Raw genomic sequence first — 22,208 nt, 5'->3', positions numbered from 1 at the left:
CAAGCCGCCTCTATTCATTCGATTTTCATCTTCTCCTGCTATCCTTCAGATTGCTTGTGTTTTATGTCCTTGAAGGAGGGCAGATTCAAATGAAGATCACCCAACATTTTCACCTTTCGCTCCACCCGTTACGTCGTGCTCGCCAGGCTTGGCTTGGCCTGTTCATCTTACTTTGCGTCCTCGGCGCCACCCTGCCCGCAGCCGGCAGCCCGGCGACGCCTGAGCCAACCCCGCCTGTCGGTCAGGCGAGCGGCCCCGTTGAGACTGGGCCGGACGCGCCCGTGCCGCCGGTGACGCGACCCGGCATCTATGTCGTGGCCGAAACCGGTAACATGGACCCCACTTACTACCACCTGACCGGCAGCCTGCGCACCTTCAACTGGGCGGAGCTGCACACCGGCCCCAACCAGTTCAACTGGGGCGCGCTCGATCAGTACCTGGCAACCATCGCATCGTATGGCAAAGCGGCCGCGATCGGCATCACCACCTACAATGGCCGCTGCTGCGGCGGCATCAGCGCCATGCCATCGTTCCTCTACACCCTCGCGCCCAACAGCGTCCTCGATGCCGGCGCGTGCAGCAGCGCGCAATACCCGCTGGGCGGCTGCGTCAACGGCCGCTGGCTCCTGCCCCGCTACTGGGACGCCGACTACCTCAACACCTACGATCAGTTCATCCAGGCCCTGGGTAATCGCTACAAGAACGACCCGCGCCTGGAATGGGTGGCCCTGGGGTTTGGCACCTTTGGCGAAAACCACGCCGCGCAGGGCAGCGACGTGGATGTGCTGGTCAACGCCGGCCTCAACGTGGATTTGTGGATCAGCACCATGCAGAGCGTCGTGGATCGCTACTCCGCCGCCTTCCGCACCGGCGGCAGCCTGCAAAAAATGCTGATGATCCAGATTGCTTCGGTGACGTTCCAGGATCGCGAGCGCTGGCTGCTGGCAGCCTACGCGGCCGAGCGCGGCATCGGCCTTTCCTTCAACGGCCTGACCCCGATTTCAACAACGCGATCCAGGGGGTTGACCGCTGCAACAACACGGTCGAATGCGGCATGTATGATCCCATCTTCTACCACAACCGCAGCGTGCCCATCGCCTTCGAGACCTACGATTACATGCTGTGCGACACCTCCAGCGTCTACTGGGGCATGCTCAGCGGCCTGGACAAGAAGGTTGACTTCCTGCGCCTGAACTATGACCTCTTCTACGATCCGGTGACGCACCAGGATCGCACCGAGAACCTGGCAATCTTTGATTGGACCGCGCGCTACGTGGGCAAGACCCTGGCGAACACGCCCAGCGTGTGGGTCGCCATGCGCGAGCACCGCACCCCCACCACCTACTGTTACGCGCAGCCGGAGACCGTGTCCTATTACCCGCAGATCGGCAACTACAGCTACTACCTGATTCAGGATGACAACGTCGCCGGCGGCCGCAGCGTGCCGGAGACTAACGACAGCGGCGTCAGCGGCCTGGGCTGCAGTGGCCGCTGGTGCTTGAGCGGATCGCCCTATTTTGCCAATCCCTACAGCGCCAGCGTACCGGCCGGCAGGGAGGGCTGGGTCGTGCGTCGCACCGATCAGGCCACCGGTAACCCCAACATGTGGTTCAAGGTGGATGACGGCTACATCGCCGGCGGCAGCAACCAGGTTGCCATTACCGTTTGGTACGCGGATGTGGGCACCGACCGCTGGGCGCTGCGTTATGACAGCCCGGCCGGCGAACAGGTCGCAACGCCCGACGGCAGCGCCAACCCGTGGGTGCAGAAGGCCGGCAGCAACACCTGGAAGACCGCCACCTTCCACATCAACAACGCCCGCTTTGCCAACAGCCTCACCGGCGGCAGTGACTTCCGCCTGGACTCGCTCAGCGATGGCAATGAGTGGGTTCACATGGTTGACGTGGCGCGCCAGGGCGGAACCTCGCCCACCAGCACGCCCACCCACACGCCGGGCGCAGCCACCGCCACCCCCACCAGTGCGCCGGGCACCGCCACGCCCACGCGCACACCGCAGGCCACCAACACCCCAACCATCACCCCTACGGCCACCGAGCCGCCGCCCAACCAGGGCCAGTGGACCGTGCAATGGCACGGCGGCGATGACCTGAACAGTATTGATTTCATCAACAGCCAGACTGGCTGGGCCGTGGGCAAGGGCGGCCATTTGATGCGCACCAGCAACGGCGGCCAGACCTGGGCCTATCGCCAGGCGTCGCCAGCGGTAGACCTGGAAGCCGTGGACTTCCTCGACGCCAACAATGGCTGGGTTGCCGGCGCGGAGGGCCGCATCTGGCGCTCCAGCGATGGCGGCGCCACCTGGGTTAGCCAGGGCACACCGACCGTCAACCGCCTGACCGACATCCAGTTACTGGATGCCATGACAGGCTGGGCCGTCGGCCGCGGCGGCACGATTCTACGCACCAGCAACGGCGGGCAGACCTGGTCGCCTCAGACCAGCAACACGACGCTGGACCTCTACAGCCTCTTTGCCGCAGATGCCGATCATGCCTGGGCCGTCGGCAACCTGGGTACCATCGTGGCCACCAGTAACGGCGGCCAGACCTGGGCAGGACAAGCCAGCGGCAGCCCGCAATGGCTGTGGGACGTGGCCTTCACCAGCCTGCAAAATGGCTGGGCCGTGGGCGAGGCCGGCACCCTGCTGCGCACCACCAACGGCGGCGCCAGTTGGAACGGTCAGTACATCAACGAATCGCGCTCACTGCAAGCTATTGTCTTTGCTTCAGCACAACATGGCTGGCTGGCCGGTGGTCTGGGCACCTCCTGGTTCACCACCGACGGCGGTAACACCTGGACCTGGTCGCCGAATCCGCAAGGCAAGAGCGTCACCAGCCTGGTCGCGTTGTCAGACAGCGAGCTGTGGGCAGCCGGGCCAGGCCAGACCGTGTTACATAAACTCGGCTCAAGCCCCTTCGCGGTCGCGGCGCCCCTGGCAGTGACAGAGTTGAAGGGCGTTGACGCGGTGGATGCCAATACCGCCTATGTGGTCGGCGATGACGCGCAAATCCTCAAGACAACCGATGGCGGTGAAAGCTGGCGCCAGTTGAGCAGCCCCGCCGAAAATCCTGGCGCCGGTCTCGATCCAGCCTGGCTGCGGGGAGTCAAGTTTCCGCTGGATGCCAACAACGGCTGGGTAGCCGGCCGTTACGGGGTGATTCTCCACACCACCGATGGCGGCAGTAGTTGGACACGCCAATATGTCTATGACGGCCAGGGTAATCAGCACACTGGCTTCCTGTGGTTCGTTCAAGGCTACGACAATGCCCATGTCATCACCGCGGGCAAGGAAGGATTTGTCTTTCGCACGAGCGACGCCGGCAATTCCTGGGCCTTCTCGTCCGCCAACATGTCGGTCAATATCCGCGACCTCAGCTTTGGCTCAGCAAACGCCGTCTATGGCGTCACGCTCTATGACTCCTTCGTCACCAGCGATAATGGAGGCGCAACCTGGATTCGCCGTTACCCAGGCAGCGGCGGCGACCTCTTCGGCGTAGATTTCAAGAATGTCTACCTCGGCTGGATCTCGGGTCAATCCGGTCGCATTATGCGCACCACCGACGCCGGCGACAGTTGGACCACACAATCCAGCGGCACCAATGCTGACCTCAACCATATTCGCTTCGTGGATACGCAGGTGGGCTGGGCCATCGGCAACGGCGGTGTCATTCGCTGGACAGTGAATGCGGGCAATACCTGGACTCCGCAGAGCAGCCCGGTGCTCGACAACCTGTTGTGGCTCGACATGGTCAACGCCTATGACGGTTGGGCCGTGGGCGCCAACGGCACCATCCTCAAGTATCACGCCGTCTATGTGCCGCCGCCGCCGACCGCGACGCCAACGCCGACCCACACGCCGACGAACACCCCCACGCCGACCAGTTCACCCACGCCCACGGTGACGCCCACCTTCACGCCATCGCCCGCGCCCGATGAGGGCACCGTGGCCGGGCATGTCTTCGTGGACAGCAACGGTGACAACGTCTACCAGCCGGGCGAAACCACCCTGGCCGGCGCGACCATCACCCTGATCTTCAACAGCACGCCGATTGACAGCGTCGTCACCGGCGCCAATGGCGCGTTCGCGTTCTATCACCTGGGCAGCGGCAACACGGTGACGCTGCAAGAGACCGATCCGGCCGGCTTCACCTCGCCGCCCGGCAGCAACACGCGTGTCATCACCGTCCAGGGCGGCACGGTGCAGACGATTGACTTCCCCGACACGCCGATTGCCACTGCCACGCCGACACCGACGATCACCCCCACACCGTCACGCACCCCCACGCCCACCGCCACCCCAACCGGTACGCCGGTGGTGGGTCGCGTGCATGGCCTGGTGTTCAACGACCTCGATGGTAATGGCCTGCCCACGGCCGGCGAGCCGGGGCTGATTGGCGTCAGCATCTTGCTCTACCAGGGCAACAACATCGTCGGCGCCACCACCACCGCGGGCGACGGCAGCTACCACTTCGACAGCCTGCTGCCCGGTCAGTACCGCCTGGAGGAGACCGACCTGCCTGGCTTCACCTCCACCACCTCCAACACCATCGTGCTCTTTGTCGCGGCCGGCACAGACCTGGAGGCGAACTTTGGCGATCGCTTCAACCCGACGGCCACCCCCACCCTGACGCCTACCTCAACCCAGACGCCGACGGCCACGCGTACCCCGACCGCCACCCCCACGCCCACGGCGACCGCGACGCGCACGGCGACCCTGACGCCGACGGCCACGCCCACGGCCACGCCGCCCACCGGTGCGGTCAGCGGCCTGGTCTGGAACGACCTCGACGGCGACATCCTGCCCGACAGCGGCGAGCCGGCCCTGGGCGGCGTCCTCATCACGCTCAAGACGTTCAGCAATCAATTCGTGGGCAGCACCAACACCGCCGCGGACGGCCGCTTCCGCTTCGCCAACCTGACGCCAGGCCAGTATCGCCTGGAAGAGACCGACCCGACCGGCTACATCTCGCCACCGGGCAGTCCCAACCTGGTGCTGTTCCAGGTCGCGGCCGGTCAGGAGATTGCGATCAACTTTGCGGATAATGCCGTGCCCACGCCGACGCCCACCCTGACCCCCACGCCGACCGCCACGCCCAACACCGGTCGCATCTACGGCCGCGTCTGGCACGACCTGAATCACAACGGCGTGCCCGAAGCGGGCGAGCCGGGCCTGGTCGGCATCACCATCCGGCTGCATCAGGACCTGTTTGGGGACGCCAAATTACAGCCCGACGACATCGTACTCGCGACAATCACCACCGGCGCAGACGGCGCCTTCAGCTTCGACCAGCTTCTCCCCGGCCCCTACATCGTGGAACAGGTGGACTGGCCGCAGAACATCTCCATCACCGCCAACCTGGTGCCCGTCGTCGTCATCCCCCGCACCGAATTCCCCGTCTTCTTCGGCGACATCATCGTGGGCCGCCAGTACCTGCCGCAAGGATACACCACTTGAACGAACGACCCAAACTTCCCCTCCTTCTGACCAGCGGGGTCATCGCGATCATCGCCATTATCGTCGCGGTGACCCTGGGGTTGTTTTGGGTGCCTGACAGCCAGGCCACGGCGCGCTTGATGGCGCCGCGGCCGCCGGCGGGCGTCATCACCGGCCTGGTCTGGCATGACCTCGACCTGGACGCGTTCCCCGACGCTACTGAGCCGCCCCTGCCCGGCGTCGCCATCACCCTCAAGGATGCGAACCAGGTTTACCTGACCAGCACAGCCAGCGCAGCCGACGGCGACTATCGCTTCGAGGGCCTGGCCGCCGGCGTCTATTGGGTGATCGAGAGCGACCCGCCCGGCTTTCTCTCCACCACCGAAAACAACGTGCGCGTGCAGTTGATCGGCAGCCAGGGCGCGGAAGTCAATTTCGGCGATGCCCTGGCCGTGACCGACACCCCAACCCCTGTCATCGCGCCGGTCAATGTGGAGTTGGCGATCAGCGCCAGCGGCGATGATACGGCCGTGCGCAGCGATCTGACCATCAACCAGGTAACAGCGCCTGCGCTGCGCCTCGGCCGCGACGGTGACACCAGCTTCACCGGCGGCTTTCGTTTCGCTGGCGTCGCCCTGCCCGCCGGCGCGCAGGTGCTCGACGCCCGCCTGCGCCTGCACCCAACCGGCGTGACCAGCGGTGGTCTGCCCGTTCAACTCGTCGTGCATGGCGAAGCCAGCGATGCCGCCCTGGATTTTCAGGCCGCCAACCCGCTGGCGCCCACCCGGCCCCGCACCCAGGCCGCGGCTGATTGGCCCATCCCCAACTGGCCCGCGGGCTGGATCGAGTCGCCGAACCTGGCCGGGCCGCTGCAAGAGATCATTGACCGCCCCGGATGGACGCCGGGCGCCGCGCTGGCCCTTTTCGTCTTCAGCCTCGGCAGCAATAGTGGCTACCTGGACGTTGACGCCTGGGACGGCAACGGCGCGCTGGCCGCGCAGCTCGACATTACCTTCCGCCCGCCGCCGGGCTGGACAACCGCCACCCCCACGCCCACCGTCACCCGCACGCCCACCGTCACCCCGACGTCCACCGCCAGCCCGACGCCCACGGTCACCCCGACCGCCACGGCCACCCCCACGACAAGCGTAACCGTCACGCCAACACTCGCTTTGACCAAAACACCGACGCCGACCCCCACCACACCGCCCGCGCAGCGCTGGTATCTCCCCTTCGTCAAACGTTGATCTCCGGTCTCCGGTCTCCGGTCTCCGGTCTCCGGTCTCCGGTCTCCAATCTATTGACGCCAACGAATCTCACTGGTACAATGGCCGCCATGCTCGATCACCATGATGTTTACCTGACCAGCGCAGCCGAGTACGACGAACTGGTCTCGGCCGAAGACCACGAACAGCATATTCTGCCCGCGCTCAACGCCATCCGCCCCCTGGCCGGGCTGGATGTCGTGGAATTGGGCGCGGGCAGCGGTCGGCTGACCTGCCTGCTGGCGCCGATCGTGCGTTCCATCCAGGCCTTCGACCTGTCGCCGGCCATGCTGGCCGTCGCGCAACGCAAACTGCTGGCGGGCGGCTGGAACAACTGGCGCCTGCAGGAGGCCGATCACCGGCAGCTTCCCCTGGCGGATGGCGTGGCCGATGTGGCCCTTTCAGGCTGGAGCATCTGCTACACCGTCACCTGGTACCAGGAAAACGAGGCCTGGCGCGCCGAGTTGGGCAAGGCGCTGGCCGAAATGCGCCGTGTGCTGCGCCCTGGCGGCGTCATCATCCTGCTCGAAACCCAGGGCACCGGGCAAACCACGCCGCTGGCCCCGCCTCACCTGGCCGATTACTACGCCTACCTGGACGCGGCCGGCTTCGCTTCCACCTGGATTCGCACCGACTACCGTTTTGCCTCGCAGGCAGAAGCAGCCAGACTCGTCCGCTTCTTCTTTGGCGACGACATGCTCGCCCATCTCGGCCCCCAACCCGAACCGATCCTGCCCGAATGCACCGGCATCTGGTGGCAAACCTGATTGCCTCACACCAGGGCGCCAAGACACAAAGATTTTCTGCGTGGCCCCGTGCCCAAACGACCAATCTAATGATAAAACGCGAACAGACACAACGCCAACCTACCTCGAACGCCTGCCGGCGAGCGATTGAAATCGCGCCTGATGGGCGTGCCGCCGGGCCCACCCCCGGGCCCCGCCCCCGCCCGCCGCGGCCCCCCCCGCCGGAGGCACGCCCCCCCCCCCCCCCCCCCGGCGCCGGGCGAAATAGCGCCGGGCGTCCACCTGCGTGGACGCGATGCCGGTCGGCGCAGGCCGACCTTGCGGAGGCACGCCCCTTCGGCCCGAATTCATTCGGCGGCTGGGCGATTGAAATCGCGCCTGATGGGCGTGCCGCCGGGCGTCCACCTGCGTGGACGCGATGCCGGTCGGCGCAGGCCGACCTTGCGGCGGAACGCCCCTTCGCCCCGAATTCATTCGGCGGCTGGGCCTGGCTGCTGGCCTTTCTTGTCAGCGGCGCCTTGCTGTTTTTTGTGCGAAATCCTGCTGCGGGCGCTCATCCGATCGCCGCGGCCAACCCAGGCCCTGGGCAGCCGGCAGCCGTCGTGCAGTCCAGCCAGCTCAACACCTGCCTGGCCGTGGATGCCGCCATCCATGAGGCGGAGGCCACGGTGCTCCTGGCCTTTTCCGGCACGCCCAGCAGCGCCAGCCTCAAGCTCGACATCAACAATGCGCGGCCCGGCCACAGCATCTACCTCAACGACAGCAGGATCGGCGCCATTCCCGACTGGACGACCGGCGCCGGCTACTGCTCACGCACCGGCATCACCACCACCCTGCCGATTGCCAACCTGGCCCTGGTGCGCAACGGCCTCAACACCATCCGCATCGTCAACGACGCGGACCCCAACGACAGCTACAGCATCGCCAGCGGCATCCTGGAGATCAGCGGCGACGTGAGCGGCGCCACCTATCAGGATTTCGTCTACGCCAGCAGCTATCCCGCCTATCCCAGCTATCCGCGCGCCATTGCCCAAATTCCCTCCAACTACGATGGCGCGCCGCGGCCGCTCATCATCGGCGTGCATGGCTACGGCAACGAGCTGAGCCTGCGCTGGCAGCCGATCTACGCCTACGGCGCGGAGGCTAACCGCCGCGGCTGGCTGCTCGCCTCGCCTGAAATGCACGGCGAAAACCCCGACTCCGGCGGCGGGCATTCCCTGGGCGCCCGCGCCGCGCAGCGCGACCTGCTCGACACCGTCAACTACATGAAAGCCCATTACGCCGTGGACAGCAGCCGCGTCTACCTGATCGGCTTTTCCATGGGCGCGCAGACCGCCCTGCTCGGCGCGGCCAAGTATCCGGACGTCTTTGCCGGCATCGTCGAGTACTCCGCCTTTGCCTCGCTCAGCGATTGGTACTACGAAACCGAGGACTGGCGGCGCACGGTCATCGAAAGCGAAACGTACGGCACCCCGTCCAGCCAGCCGTTCGAGTATGCGCGGCGCGGCCCCAAGAATGTTGCGCTCGGTTTCAAGCATATGCCGCTGGCAATCGTACACGGCAGCGCCGACACCAAGGTGCTGCCCCATCACGGCCAGGACATCTACGATGCCATCGCCCGCGTGGGGCCGGACCGGCTGGAGATGCACTGGTACAACGGTGATCACGACGGCGACCCCAGCCCCTGGAATGCCACCTGGGCCTTTGATTTTCTCAGCCCGCTGATCCTCGCCAGCAATCCGCCTGCCATTGCCCTGCGCACCGATGAGAGCAAAACCACCTGGTGGTTGGGCATCACGCAGTACGGCGACCCGCATTGGACCGCCGCCGACCTGACGTTCAGCAGCAGCGCGCGCTGGATCACCGGCATCATCACCGAAGAGGCCGGCGTTGACCTGGCCTTCGATGTCGCCAGCCTGGGCCTGCCCGCCAGCGGCCCCTATGTGCTCGAAAAGGACAACCTGGGCAACGGCAGCCACAGCGTGCAGCCGCTGACCGCCTACAACGGCCGCGTCACCGCCTATCTCAGCACCGCGTCCTGGCGACTGCGCCTTTCGCCCGGCAACAGCACCCCCACCCCCACACCGGTGTGGACCTCCACGCCGACCTTGACCCCGACGCCCACGCGCACCCCGACGTCAACCCTGACCCCAACGCCCACCCGCACGCCCACGAAAACGCCCACGCTCACGCAGTCACCAACGGAGACTGCCACGCACACCCCCACGCCCACGCCGACCGCCACCCCCAGCCCAACGCCGGCCGTGGGCGCCATCCGCGGCGCGGTCTTTGCGGACCTCAACCGGGACCTCGTGCAGCAGCCTGGCGAAGCGGGGATTGCCGGCGTGACCCTGACCCTGCGCCAGGGCGCTTTTGTCGTCGCCACCACCAGCAGCGACAGTGATGGCGCCTATCGTTTCTTCAACCTGTCGCCCACCAGCTACAGCCTCAGCGTCACGGCGCCCCCGGCCTATGTCATCCTGGGCAGCGACAGCCAGGGCGTCCTGGTGACAGCCGGCAGCGACCTCGAGATTGATTTTGCCGCCTTCCCCTGGCAATATCGTTTTATGCCTCTCTTGAAAAAATCATGACAAATGTTCTGGAACTTACACTTACCGGCATCGCGCACGGCGGCGAAGCCATCGGGCGCCATGACGGCAAGGTTGTTTTTGTCCCCTTCGCCATTCCCGGCGAAACGGTGCGCGTCGCCATCACCGAGCAGAAGGCGAACTGGGCGCGCGCGCGCCTGCTCGAAGTCCTCACGCCCAGCCCTGATCGCGTCGAACCGCCCTGCCCTTTCTTTGGCCCAGCAGCCTGCGGCGGCTGCCAGTGGCAGCACATCGCCTACGAGCGCCAACTCCAGCTCAAACAGGCCATCGTGCAGGATCAACTGGCGCGCCTGGGTCGCCTGCCCAACGCACCGGTGGCCGAAACCTGGGCCGTGGCCCTCACCGATGAGGATGACCCGGCCTGGCGCTATCGCAATCATGTGCAGTTCAGCATCACCGCAGATGGCCGGCCGGCCTATCAGCAGGCCGCCAGCCATGACCTGATCGCGGTGGACGAGTGCCTGCTCCTGTCGCCGGCGCTCGACGCGGTCCATGCCGCGCTCTGGGCGGGCGCCGCCGGGGACGAACCAGATGCCGATGAGGCCGACCAACAGCCGCCCACCGCAGCCACTGCTGGCTACAAGGGCAAAGTCTGGACCCTGGGCGACGCACCCCGCACTGCGCACCCTCGCGGCGCCGGCCGCGGCCAGCCCCTGCGCCGCATCAGCGTGCGCAGCAGCGCCGCCAGCGGGCAAACGCTGGTGACATTGGAAACCGACGACGATCAAGCGCCGGAACTGGCCCTCGACTTGCCGGTGGCCGTGGCCCTGCTGCACCGCGACGGCCAGGCCGAGGCCCTCATCGGTCAGGCCGCCATCGAAGAAGAGGTGCATGGGCGCCGCTATCGTGTGTCGGCCGGCAGCTTCTTCCAGGTCAACACCGCGGGCGCGGAAGCCCTGGTTGACCTGGTGCTCGATTTCCTCGACCCGCAGCCGTCGCAGCGCCTGCTCGACGCCTACGCGGGCGTGGGGTTGTTCGCCCTGGCCCTGGCCCCCTTCTGCCGCCAGGTGGACGCCATCGAAGCCGCGCCCAGCGCGTGCGCGGACTTCGCCTGGAACGCGGCCGACCTGCCGCACGTCCGCCTGCACGAGGGCGACACCGCGGCCGTGCTGGCCTCCCTCAGCGGGCCTTACGCCGGTATCGTGCTGGACCCGCCGCGCACCGGCCTGGGCCAGGCGGTGATTACCCAACTGGCTCGCCTGGCGGCCCCGCGCCTGGCCTACGTCTCGTGTGACCCGGCCACCCTGGCCCGTGATGCCGCGCTGCTGACGCAGGCCGGCTACAGACTGCGGGCCGTGCAGCCGCTGGACCTTTTTCCCCAAACCTATCACGTGGAGAGTGTCGCGCTGTGGGAACGTTGAGAAAACTCGCTGCCTCGACGATGGCGGCGATCGTGAGCCTGTGGATTTTGACCCACGCGCCAGCCCTGGCCGCGGCCGGCGTCAATCAGCGGCTGGGGCCGCAACCGCCGTCATGCACCCTGATCGAGGGCGCGACCTGCCCGCACGCGGTAGATGGACGCCTGCGCTGGCTGCGCACCCGCCAGGTCGAAGGCAAACTGGCCGGCGCGCTGGGCTCCGCCGTGCCGGTCACGGTGCGTTTTGCGCAGGCGCCGACCGCCGCGGAAATGGAGCGCCTGCGCCAGATCGGCGAGGTTTCACCCTGGGCCGCGGACAGCCTGTGCCTTGACCATGAAACCCTGACCCCGGCCGTCCGCGCTGCGTGCGCGGACCGGCGCGTCTTCATCGTGCCGCTGCGCGTGCCCTGGCCCAACTTCGAGCGCCTGCTCAGCCTGCCCGGCCTGCTGCAGATCGAGGCCGACACCGGCGAGGACCTGCTGCCGCCCCTCGACATCAACGTGGCAGAGATGCACGCGGCCGCGACCTGGGCCGTCTCCAATACCCTGCCATCCGGCCTGACCGGCGCGGGCGTCACCATCGCCGACATTGACACCGGCGTGGATGTCTTTCATCCGCTGCTCTTCCGCGCCGATGGCGGCGATTTCGCCTGGCTGGACCGCAACGGCAACGGACTGTTCGAACCCGGCTTGGATATGGTTGATCTGAACAGCAATGGCGAGCCGGACGCCGGCGAATGGCTCAATGGGGTGGATGCCACCTCGGCGCAGCTCGACGGCTATCCGCGGCCGTACGATGTGCCGGGCACCAACGACGGCGTTTTTTATACGGACACCGACTGGCTGTACCACGATGCCAACCGCAATGGGCAGCGTGACTATGGCGCCAGCTTCGGCGATAGCGCGCCTTCCCTGGGCGAACAGGTTTTCCTGGTCAACGACGCCAACGGCAACCTGCAGCTCGACCCCGGCGAGACCCTGACCGGGCTGGGCAGCAGCAAGATCGCGCGCGTGCTCGATGTCAACGGCGTCACCCGGCAGCGCGGGGTGGACCTCAGCCGCACCGCGGCCGATTATCTGGTGCATGGCACCTCGGTGCTCGGCATCCTGGCCGGCGGCTGGCCCCACATCAGCCGCTACACCGGCCTGGCGCCTGACGCGGAGCTGCTGCTGGCCGACCCGTACAGTTCCGGCAACGGCCTGTCGGAGTCGCTCCTGTGGGCGCTTGCCAACGGCGCGGACATCGTCGTGCATGAGTACACGCACGTCAGCCAGGAGTTCTTCGACGGTTCGTCCAACCATGAGCTGCTGATTGCCGAGGCGCAGCGCCAGGGCGTCGTGCAGGTTTTGCCCTCTGGCAACATCAACCGCGGCTTCAAGCACACCACGGTCAGCCTGCTTCCCGGCCAGGTGACGCAGATGCCCTTCAAGCAGCCGTCGGGCAACGACCCCACCGCAGTGGATATCACCCTGGTGTGGGCCGGCGATCCTGCCTCGCTGGCGGCCACCCTCACCACCCCCGCGGGCGGGCCGGCCAACACCTTCACCCTGGCCGCGACCGGCAATTCCCTGCTGACCGCCGACGGCCATGCCATCGCGGGCGTGCGCCTGCAATCGAGCCGCGGCACGGCCCGCCTCGATTTTCATCTGCTGCGCAACCCGCTGGCGACCGGCGCCTTCACCCTGACGCTGACCAACACGGCCGGCGCGCCGATCATGCTCAGCGCGTTCGTGCAGGACAACCGCACGGCCTGGGTGGGCGGTACGGAATGGGTAGCGCCCCGCAGCCCGGCGCTGAGCGTGATCTGGCCGGCGACCGCCGATGCAGGCATTGCCGTCGGTTCGTACAGCACCCGCGGCTTCAGCGGCGGCCTCGATCCGGTGACGCCCGGCAGTCTCAGCGTGTTCAGCGGGCAGGGGCCACGCGTGGACGGTCAACCGCTGCTGGATATGGTCGCGCCGAGCAACTACGATGTAGCCACCGCGTCCGACCGCACGCAGACCGGGCGTTGGGGCGAATACCGTTGGTTCAGCGGCACCAGTGGCGCCGCGCCGCACGTGGCCGGCGCCGCGGCCCTGCTGCGCCAGGCGCGCCCCGATCTCACGGCTGAGCAGATCGAAGCCGCGCTGCGCGCCGGCGCGCGCCGCGACAGCTTCACCGGCAGCCAGGCCAGCGAAGCCTTCGGCGCGGGCAAGGTGGATGTGGCCGGCGCGCTGCGCCAGATTCTGCCCTTTGCGCCGCTGCGCGCGGCCCGGCTTGACGGCCCCGCGCCCGCGCCGGATGGCGTCATGCTGCCGGGCGAATGGGACGCGGCCGGTCACCGGCAGTTCCCGCTGGCCTTCCTCACCAACACGCCGCAGCAGGGTCTGCTCGATCTCTGGCTGCTGGCTTCGCCGGGCGCGGGCGACCGCCTGCTGATCGCGGCGCAGATCAGCGGCGTGCAGTTCACGGCCGGCGACGCGCTCTGGCTCTGGTTCGGCGGCGGCGATGTCAAGTCGCTCAGCGTGGCCGCGGGCTGGCAGGATTGGCATTGGGCCAACGGCGCCCTGGTGTTGGACAGCGTCATGCACGGCCGCGGCGCGGTGAGTCAGACCAACGCCGGGCTGGTGTTCGAGCTGGGCATGCCGCTGGCGCCGGCCGATGCGGACGATGTGCAGCTTACGCCTCTGCACGACAGCCTGTTTGCGGTGGCGTTCGGCCAGTCGTTCACCGACGCGTTTGGCGTGGCGCGGCTGGCGATGGGCGTGGCCGGCCGATTTCTATCATGGGCAGCGGGGCAAACTGGGCCGCCTGGCCCTGGCGCCGCCGGTCAGCGGCGACGTGAGCGGAGATGGCATCGCGGACGTGGTGGATGTGCAGCGCATCGCCCTGCGCTGGCCCGGCGACAGCCGCGACCCCGCTTTCGACGCCGTGTACGACCTCGACGCGAACGGGCTGATTGACCTGCTCGACATCCAGTTGATCGCCGATGCCTGGGCGGACTGAGTTTTCTCCGCCACGAATTTCACGAATCAAACTTTTGTCTTCGTGTCAATTCGTGTCATTCGTGGCAAGAATCCGCCCGTCGTGCTGCTCCCAGCACCGTCTTGACCCGGTTGCCGTCCGCATCGTAAGGCCCGCCCTGAGCTTGCCGAACGGTGTAGCTGGCCAGCACCGTGCTTCCCTGCTGCACCTGCTGCAAGCGGTTCTCGGCGTCGTGGATCAAGGTGCAGACACTACCGCCAAGCGTTGCCGACCGCTCCCCGCCAGCAACGACGTCGCAAACCCGTACACTCATTTTCGTCACCGAATTGTCTCAAAATCATTGTCACATTCCGTATCGCCGGATTATCCGTCTTGGCAAGTACGGTTGTAGTACTAGCGACTGTGTTTATCTTGGAGTTTCCACCATCGCTGTGCTTCTTCCCACCAAGCACATCCTATCGCAAGCGCCGCGTACTCTGGTGAATCAGGCAACGGTCCCTCAAGCACCGCTTGAATGAATTCAAGCGGTGGGCAGTAGCGGTGAGTCACGACATAGTGATAGATCATGTTGGGCGCAGCATAGACGACGCCATTGGGGCCAAACACGCGAATCTCTGCCGATCCGAGGAGGAGCCTTTCACCACCACGCCAATGCAGGGCTGCGTCAGCAGGAGACTCATGACAGAACTCACAATAGTGAAAGCCTCTCATGACGGCCACTTGTCGCCGACAAAAGCACCAAAGCCGTTCAGTGAACTCCTCCGAAGTCTCACCCTGAAGGTATGTATGTTTACTGTCAAGCCAGCCTACATTAAGCGTAGGCGGATTTGTTTCCCCTAACAAATAGGCATAAGGGGAGAGATCAGAAAAATAGGTCATTTGCATCTCCTACCTTATCAAACTCTGGATTAGCACGGATCTGTCACTCCAGCACCATGCACATATGATCTCGCCTGTCAGTACGGATAACTTCTCTCGAGACATGACCATGACGTCCAATACCTCCACTCTCGGATTACCAAAATAATGCAGACGATCGGCCTCAAAAAAAGACTTTTCGGCGGCTAGTGGGAACTCAAGCCCTGTTTGTCCCTCGTAAGTGCCATGGGTTCCAGATAAAAGCGTGATGCGTTTCGATCCCGAGGAGAGAAGAGAATCGGTCAATTGACAAGCGTCTGTTCCGGCTATGGGGCTATCGGATCCCCAGAAGGTACCCCCAGCCCAATTTTTGCCCATGCGCGACCACTGAACAGAGGCATAGGTTTTGAACCCACTTTGGGGCTTTGTCCCTCTCGTAGGCGACGGTGCGACGGGCGACACCATGCCTTGACTGAAGTCGCTGGCTTTGAGACTTGATTGTCCGGCGCCCACCTGGATCTGTGGAACGCCGATGCCAAGCAAATCACCAATCGCTTGTCCGACAACATTGCCAATAGCATTACCAATGATGCCAGCAAGGATGATTTCTCCGAAGTGGCGACCATCCATCTGATCAGCCAGGTAGGCCTGCACCCAGGGACGGCGATCAAGGACGCTGAAACCAGCATAGTAGGTGTCGTTACTACACTCGCCGCCTTGGACACCACATTCAGGGCGATGTCCGCTGGGGTCGCTGAACCTGATAGGTTGATTCCCGACATAAGAGTAACGGTTCAGACTTTGCGGATTTTGAGGCTGGGGGACCAGCGTATCCGCGCTGGCGAACCGCCCCAGCGCCGGGTCGTAGTATCTCGCGTTGTAGAAATACAACCCGATGCTCGCATCCTCACGTTGACCCGTGAACCGGTAGGTCGTCGGCGTCGCGCCGACGGGCGTCCCTCGATTCTCCCCCCACGGCTTGTACCACAACTCCCCGTGCGCACCCCGGTCGCGTCCGCCGTCACGCTGGTGCTGCCCAGGTGATCCCCGAACAGGTAGCTCACCGCACCGTTCTTGCGCAGCGCAATCCGCTGACCACCCGCCTGGTAATACTTCACCACCTCCGACACCACCAAATTGTCGAACAGCACGTTGGACGCATCGGTGCGCAGCGAAAGGTAGCTCCCGCTGAGGAGCGGCGTCGTGTCAGTCCAACTCCCCAGGTAGACGTTGTCCCGCCACACTTGCACCTTGCCCGTCAGCGGATCGTAGATCACCTGGTAGCTGTGCGTCTGCCCGGCCGTATTGCTCGCCGTGAAACTGGCCCGCTGCGTGGCGGTGTTGCCGGTGCTTTCGTAGATCTTGACTGAGGTCGCATCCTGCCACACCCGGTAGCTGTTCCCGCGTTCCGCACCCGCGGCCGCACTCGCCACCAGGTACATCCCCGCATTCGTGCCGCTGGTAAAGGTCGCTTGCCACCGGTAGACCAGCAATTGGTTCTGCGTCTGCGCCCGGTACGCGTTGGTGTTGTTGGCGGTTCCGCTCTGCCGGTAGCCACCAGTCGTCACCGCCCACGTCCCGCTGCTCGCCGTCCAGCCCTGCGCCAACCCATCGCTGAAGTCCTCACGATAGACCGGACTGACCTCCACCAGCTGACCCACATAGTTCGTGATGCTGGCGCTCTCGCCGCTGCCAAACGTCGCCTGCACGCGGGCGCCGTCTGCATCGTAGAGAAAGCTGGCTGTGGCCGCACCGCTGACACTCGTCAACCGATTCTCAGCGTCGTAGCCCAGGGTGTAAGTGCTGGCCCCAATCTTGCGCCGTCGCATGTTGCCATTCTGGTCGTAGCAATAGCTGTTGCTCCCCGCCGTCACCACCGCATGCGGCTTGCCCAGCAGGGTCAAGATGCCATCGGGACAGTCCGCTGCCTGCGCGCCGTAGGTGTAGCTCACGCCCGCCTTGCTCGTCAGGTTGCCGTTGGGATCGAAGCCATAGGTTTCGCTGTTGTAATTGCCATTCGTGCCGCCGCTCGCCACCGCGTTGGTCAATCGGTTCAGCGCATCATAGGTGAAATCCTGCAACTGTGGATTGCCGATCTTGTAATCCTTGATCCAGTCCACATTGCCGGCCGCATCATAGGCATACTCCAGCTTTTGCAGGCTCTCGTACGGGCTGGCTGTCCCTGTGCGCAGCCATTGCAGGCGAAAATTATCGCTGCGATAGCTGTAGTCGGTGGTCAGGATGCCGGCGGTGCTCCCAAGCCTGCGCAGTTCCACCTGGCCCAGCACATTGTAGGCTGTGTCGCCAACGTAGGTATTCTTACCGATGGCGGTCTTCACCAAACCCTGTGCCGCGTACGTGTAGTTGACCACCTCACCGCCGGGGTAGGTCAGGCTGGTCATCCGATCGGCGGAATCGTAACTCCACTGCGTGACGAATGTCCCGCCGCCGGTTCCGTTGATGACCTTGCTCTCCTGCGTTACTCGTCCGCGCGCGTCGTAGGTCCAACTCGCGCTGCCCGAACCGTCGCTCATCCCTGTGCGCCGACCCGTGCCGTTGGCGCCGCTGTCATACGTGTAACTCACCGCCGTCGCACTGCAGCCACTCGACCCGCTGTAGGTCTTGTTTTTCACCCGGCTGAGGCCATCGTAGCTGAAGGTGATGACGCAACCCCGCGCATCGGTCTGCGTCACCAGGTTGCCCGCCGCATCGTAGGTGTAACTCCAAATGCCCATGTCCGGGTCCTTCATGCGCGTCTTGCGCCCCAACAGATCGTAGGTGATATCGGTCACCGCGTTGTCCGGCCCGATCATCCGCGTCAGCCGATCCCCGATGTCATAGAAGTAGGTCGCCTTTGCATACGCCGTCGCGCCCCAGTCGGGCTGCCCATTGACCGTGGCCAGGTACTGCTGCACCCGGTACAGCCGCCCCACCGCGTCGGTCTCCGAAATCGTCTGCCGGTTCAGCGCATCCAGCACCGCCGTCTTGCGATCCTGGTAGAAGCTCTTGACCGTCGTGCCGTCCGCCTGCGTCACCTGCGTCACCCGGCCCAGGCTGTCATACTGATAGGCCGCCTGTGGTTGCGCCCAGTCCGGCGCCCGGTACCCGCCCAACGCCGCGGTGTAGGTGTAGGGTACGCTCGTTCGCAGCACCCCCAACGGCTGGTATTGCGTGTTGGCGATGATGCTCTGACTGCTGCTCGCCGCCTCCGCCTGCGTCTGCACCACCCGCCCCATGCCGTCGTAGAAGGTGCGACTCTCCAGGTAAGAACTCCCGCTCTCCTTCTGCTCCTGCTTCACCCAGTACGGCGACCCCGCGCCGGCGTAGTGGGTGTAGGTCAAGCGCAGCGTCGGGTTGGTCGCATCGTCCCCCGGTTTGATCATCTGCGTCTGCCGCCCCCACTGATCGTAGCTGTAGCTGGTCGTCGCCAGGTTCGGGTCGCGCACGCTCGTCACCTGCCCCAGCACCTTGTCCCAGGTGTAGGTGGTTGTCCCGACGAGCGGCGCGATCACACTCGTCGGCAAGGCGTACAGCATCGGCCAGGCCCCGGCCGTCGTGTCGTAAGCGGTCGTGGTCATGTGGCCCAGCGTGTCGGTCACGATCTTCGAATTGCCCCAGTCGTCGTAGAAGTATCCCGTGTCCGCCCAACTACCCCCGCAGCTCGTCTGCGCCACCCGCACCTTCGTCACATCCCCCTTGCTCGGCGTCTGTGCGTAGGATGTCTTGTTGTCATAGAAATAGCGCGTCTCCCCGTTGCACGCGCCCGTTGCGTCTTTCAGGAACTGCTGCGCCGGCCGGTTCACGATGTAGACGCTGCCTCGTGTTGGCCGGGAAGTAGATCATCTCCTGCGAGCGGTACAGCGTTCCCACCGTGTCGCTGTAAGTGCGCACAGCCGTCACGTTGCCGTACTGCACATTACTCTGGCTCGCCACCTGGTATTCGTAGGTCGTTTTCTGACTGCTCGTCCCCAGCGTGTTGGTCACGATTTCGCTGCGCACCCAGTTGGTACCCTTCGTCGTCACACTATTCCACAACGTCCCCACCTGCGCCAGGGTCGCCCCGGCGCTCGACTTCGTCACTTGCTGATAGACTTTGCCCTTGCGCGGATCGAGCGCGTTGCCGTTGCGCTGGTGATAGCTGTTCTCCATCACCCGGTACAGCGTCCCCGTCCCGTCCTGCACCTGGCTGCGCACGAAACTGTAGCCGCCAAACTCGAAGTTATCACATTCCGTTCCCGTCATCCACGCCCGCGGGTTCTGATGGTCGTACACCGTGCGCTGCACACCGCCCATCCCATCACTCACCTCCATCTGGCTCACCCGGTAGCGGCTGGTATTGCCGCCACATCCTTCCATCCAGATATAGGGCACATTCGCGTAGCTGTAGGTGACGCTCCCGCCCTGCCCGTTGTTGGCCGTCTCCAGCAGCGTGTGGTTCTTCCACGTGTCCTGCGTCCCCACCGCGCCAATCCGATAGCCAAACGTCCACGCCGGCAGCGCACCCCCATTCTTGCCCTTCTCCGTGATGCTCGTCAGCCGCAGGATCCCTTTATTGTTGCTTTGGTCGAACCAGTCGTAGTCCTGCGCCAAAGCGTAGTGCGCGCCGTGGTGAAGCCGCTCCGCTAGCTGCGCACCAACCACGATGCTCCGCAGGCGCCGCAAGCTGAAAAAGGCTTCGTGATCCGTAGCATATGCCCCCGGCACGTTCCAGTCGGCACGGTCAGCAAGGTAGTTGAAATCAATCTGTACCGTCGCTGTATTCACTCCTGCAGCAAAATACTCGATCCGAGCCGGTTGCAGTGCTCGTACGTAATCCCCGCTTGTGCCGCTGTCCGGACAATACACGTTTAGCTTCTCGTCACTGTATGTTACTTTGATCCGGTTCCCATGTGTATCGAGCACCTCCGTCAGATGCATTTCCCGAGGGCGTTGGCCGCAGTTGCGCGTCCGAATCCAGGCCGAACCATTATTCCATTCGGTCGTGGTGTCGCTGAAGCCACCGAAAGTGTATTTCGTGCCGTCTGGCGACCACACCTCCCACTTGTTCCCACTATCCATGTTCCCCACATGCCCAATGCGCACGAAGCTCTGCGGCTCCGTTTGCCAACCATCCGTCGTTTGCTTCAGCTCGAAGCCGCCGCCTGCATACCCCAGGTATGCCTTGGCCGGGGTCCCTCCGTGCGCCAGCGCGATCGTCACCTGCCCCAGGCCGTTCAAGCTCCACCCCCAACCGACGAAACTGGCCTGGCGATTGAAGGTGATCGCATTCAATGCATCCTGATTCACATGCTGTGGCGTTGCGGTTGGCGTTGGCGTGTTCCCCGGTATTGATGTGGGTCCTACCGTTGCCGTAATGTCGTACGACGACAACCCCTGGCGGATGCTGTTCACCCCTTCGCTGCTGTAGCCCAGGCTCAGATTCAAGCCCAGCCCGCCCGGCCCCGGCGGCAGCGCCAGCGGATAGCCCAGGCTGCTGTTGCCGCTCCACTCGTCGGTCACGAACCCATGCACCGTCGGCAGATGTTGTGCGCCATAGCTCAACGACGCCGGCACACCCAGGCCAAACAGCCCGGGACCGTTCAACTGCGCCGTCAACTGCCGACCGACCACGTCCATCTCGCTGTCGAGCACCTGCCACGTCTCGGCCGCGCCCTCCCACCGGAACAGGCGGATCGTCTCCGTCAGCGCAATGCCCGGCGCGAAGCGGTAGGTCAGGCTGACCAGGCTCTCGAACGCTGTCACCGCCGCGCCCTGCTCATCCTGCGCCTCCAGGCCAAAATGCATCGTCAGCCAGGCCGGCGTTTCCTCCACCCGCGGCTGCGGCAGATAGCGCAGCAAAGTCGGCGCACTCACCGCGCCCGGCCGCGCCTCCACCTGCACCCGTCCATCCGCACTGAGCAGCACCCCGCCCTCGCCCGGCGTCAACCACACCTCATCCGGCCCAGGCGTCGCCGTCGGCGTCGGCGTACACTCTTCATCATCCTGGCAGGGCGACGATGTGGCCGTGGGCGTCGCCGTGGCCGTTGGCGTTGGCGTACACTCCTCATCCTGGCAGGGCGGCGGCTCGACCGTGGCCGTCGGCGTGGCGGTCGGCGGTTCTTGCGTGGGCGTCGGCGCACAGTCCTCGCCCAGGCACGGCGCCGCGGTGATCGTGATCGCCGCACTGGCCGCCACCCCTGTGCCCACCTCCTCGCTCACGATGGCCGCGGTGTTGGTGATGACCTGGCCGCTGACCTCCGCCAGCGCCTGCGCCTGGAACGTGCCGGTCAGCGTCGCGCCCGCGGCCAGTTGGCCGATGGCCCACTCCAGCCGGCGCTCCACCTCCAGGTAGCTGAATTCCCCCTCCCCGGCCGGCCAGTAGGCCAATTCCAGCGGCAGGGTATCGCTCACCACCAGCCCGCTCAGGCCGCGGTCGGCCAGGGTGTTGGTGATGACCACGGTGTAGGTGACAACGCCCGCCGGCTCCACCTGTGGCGGCGCCGCAGCCAGCGTCAACTGCACGACCGCAGGCGCGGGCGTCGCACCGGGATCGGAAATGAGATCGAAATTGGGATCAGGGGACATGAGTTTAGTAGCGGTATTTATCTGGGGGGGGGGGGTAGCAGCAGCCGCCGTGGAAAAGAGCAGGCTGAATACCACCAACAGATGAACCAACGACGGCAGGCGCGGCGCGAGCCGGCCGAGAGCAGAATGTCGAGCAGAGAGAAAAGAGAAACTAGAAGAACGGCGTAACATGACAACGGACTCCTTTCGTGCAGCAATCGAAACGGATGGGGTCAGGGACATTTTCCTGACTGCTGTAAGGAGGTCGCGGGCGGGAGAGAGAACTCTCGCCAGGGACTTCCGGCGGCGAGAGACGACTCGGAAGGCGGGGGGCAGGCTTGTAACTTATTACAGCATATCACGCGCGCAGCGATCTGTCAAGAGTCAAAATTTGGGCGCAGCAATTCTGAATT

At 65.1% G+C, this 22,208-nt stretch carries 11 protein-coding genes and 2 pseudogenes; 7 read left to right on the top strand and 6 right to left on the bottom strand.

The window, feature by feature from the left end:
- Positions 1-89: 89 nt before the first annotated feature.
- From IPF85_RS12760 to IPF85_RS12730, 7 genes are all read left to right on the top strand, one after another.
- Positions 90-1,193, top strand: coding sequence for a hypothetical protein (locus IPF85_RS12760; protein WP_343408468.1), 1,104 nt, complete (start codon positions 90-92; stop codon positions 1,191-1,193).
- On the top strand, positions 1,118-5,473 hold the full coding sequence (locus IPF85_RS12755; RefSeq protein ID WP_343408563.1) for an SdrD B-like domain-containing protein: 4,356 nt from the start codon (positions 1,118-1,120) through the stop codon (positions 5,471-5,473). The genes IPF85_RS12760 and IPF85_RS12755 overlap by 76 nt, the downstream gene beginning before the upstream one ends.
- Positions 5,470-6,699, top strand: coding sequence for an SdrD B-like domain-containing protein (locus IPF85_RS12750; protein WP_343408467.1), 1,230 nt, complete (start codon positions 5,470-5,472; stop codon positions 6,697-6,699). The genes IPF85_RS12755 and IPF85_RS12750 overlap by 4 nt, the downstream gene beginning before the upstream one ends.
- Positions 6,700-6,788: 89 nt before the next feature.
- The gene (locus tag IPF85_RS12745; protein WP_343408466.1) at positions 6,789-7,484 is read left to right on the top strand and encodes a class I SAM-dependent methyltransferase; all 696 of its coding nucleotides are present in this window, start codon (positions 6,789-6,791) and stop codon (positions 7,482-7,484) included.
- 509 nt (positions 7,485-7,993) lie between these two features.
- On the top strand, positions 7,994-10,054 hold the full coding sequence (locus tag IPF85_RS12740) for an SdrD B-like domain-containing protein (RefSeq protein WP_343408465.1): 2,061 nt from the start codon (positions 7,994-7,996) through the stop codon (positions 10,052-10,054).
- Positions 10,051-11,433 (top strand): class I SAM-dependent RNA methyltransferase, encoded by a 1,383-nt coding sequence (locus IPF85_RS12735; RefSeq protein ID WP_343408464.1) that lies wholly within the window; start codon positions 10,051-10,053, stop codon positions 11,431-11,433. The genes IPF85_RS12740 and IPF85_RS12735 overlap by 4 nt, the downstream gene beginning before the upstream one ends.
- The gene (locus tag IPF85_RS12730; RefSeq protein WP_343408463.1) at positions 11,421-14,372 is read left to right on the top strand and encodes a S8 family serine peptidase; all 2,952 of its coding nucleotides are present in this window, start codon (positions 11,421-11,423) and stop codon (positions 14,370-14,372) included. Before IPF85_RS12735 ends, IPF85_RS12730 begins: the two co-directional genes overlap by 13 nt.
- A gap of 98 nt (positions 14,373-14,470) precedes the next feature.
- Here the strand turns inward: IPF85_RS12730 and IPF85_RS12725 are convergent, their stop codons facing one another.
- The 6 genes and pseudogenes from IPF85_RS12725 to IPF85_RS12700 form a co-directional block, all read right to left on the bottom strand.
- A complete protein-coding gene (locus IPF85_RS12725; RefSeq protein WP_343408462.1) occupies positions 14,471-14,707 on the bottom strand; it encodes a hypothetical protein in 237 nt (78 codons plus the stop codon).
- 80 nt (positions 14,708-14,787) lie between these two features.
- Positions 14,788-15,273: a hypothetical protein gene (locus IPF85_RS12720; protein WP_343408461.1), complete on the bottom strand. Its 486-nt coding sequence runs from the start codon at positions 15,271-15,273 to the stop codon at positions 14,788-14,790.
- 9 nt (positions 15,274-15,282) lie between these two features.
- Positions 15,283-15,906 carry a hypothetical protein gene (locus IPF85_RS12715; RefSeq protein ID WP_343408568.1) on the bottom strand — a complete coding sequence of 208 codons (624 nt, stop codon included), beginning with the start codon at positions 15,904-15,906 and terminating at the stop codon, positions 15,283-15,285.
- Positions 15,907-16,050: 144 nt separating this feature from the next.
- Positions 16,051-16,242, bottom strand: a pseudogene (locus IPF85_RS12710) (RHS repeat-associated core domain-containing protein); the annotation flags it as partial.
- Positions 16,243-17,628: 1,386 nt separating this feature from the next.
- Positions 17,629-18,788: pseudogene (locus IPF85_RS12705) on the bottom strand (hypothetical protein); the annotation flags it as partial.
- A gap of 193 nt (positions 18,789-18,981) precedes the next feature.
- Positions 18,982-21,987: a hypothetical protein gene (locus IPF85_RS12700; RefSeq protein WP_343408460.1), complete on the bottom strand. Its 3,006-nt coding sequence runs from the start codon at positions 21,985-21,987 to the stop codon at positions 18,982-18,984.
- Positions 21,988-22,208: the final 221 nt, after the last annotated feature.

The organism is Candidatus Amarolinea dominans (genome assembly GCF_016704685.1).
Taxonomy (GTDB): Bacteria; Chloroflexota; Anaerolineae; order SSC4; family Amarolineaceae; genus Amarolinea; species Amarolinea dominans.
The sequence above is the reverse complement of the archived record's forward strand: the minus strand, read 5'-3'. Positions and strand labels throughout refer to the sequence as shown.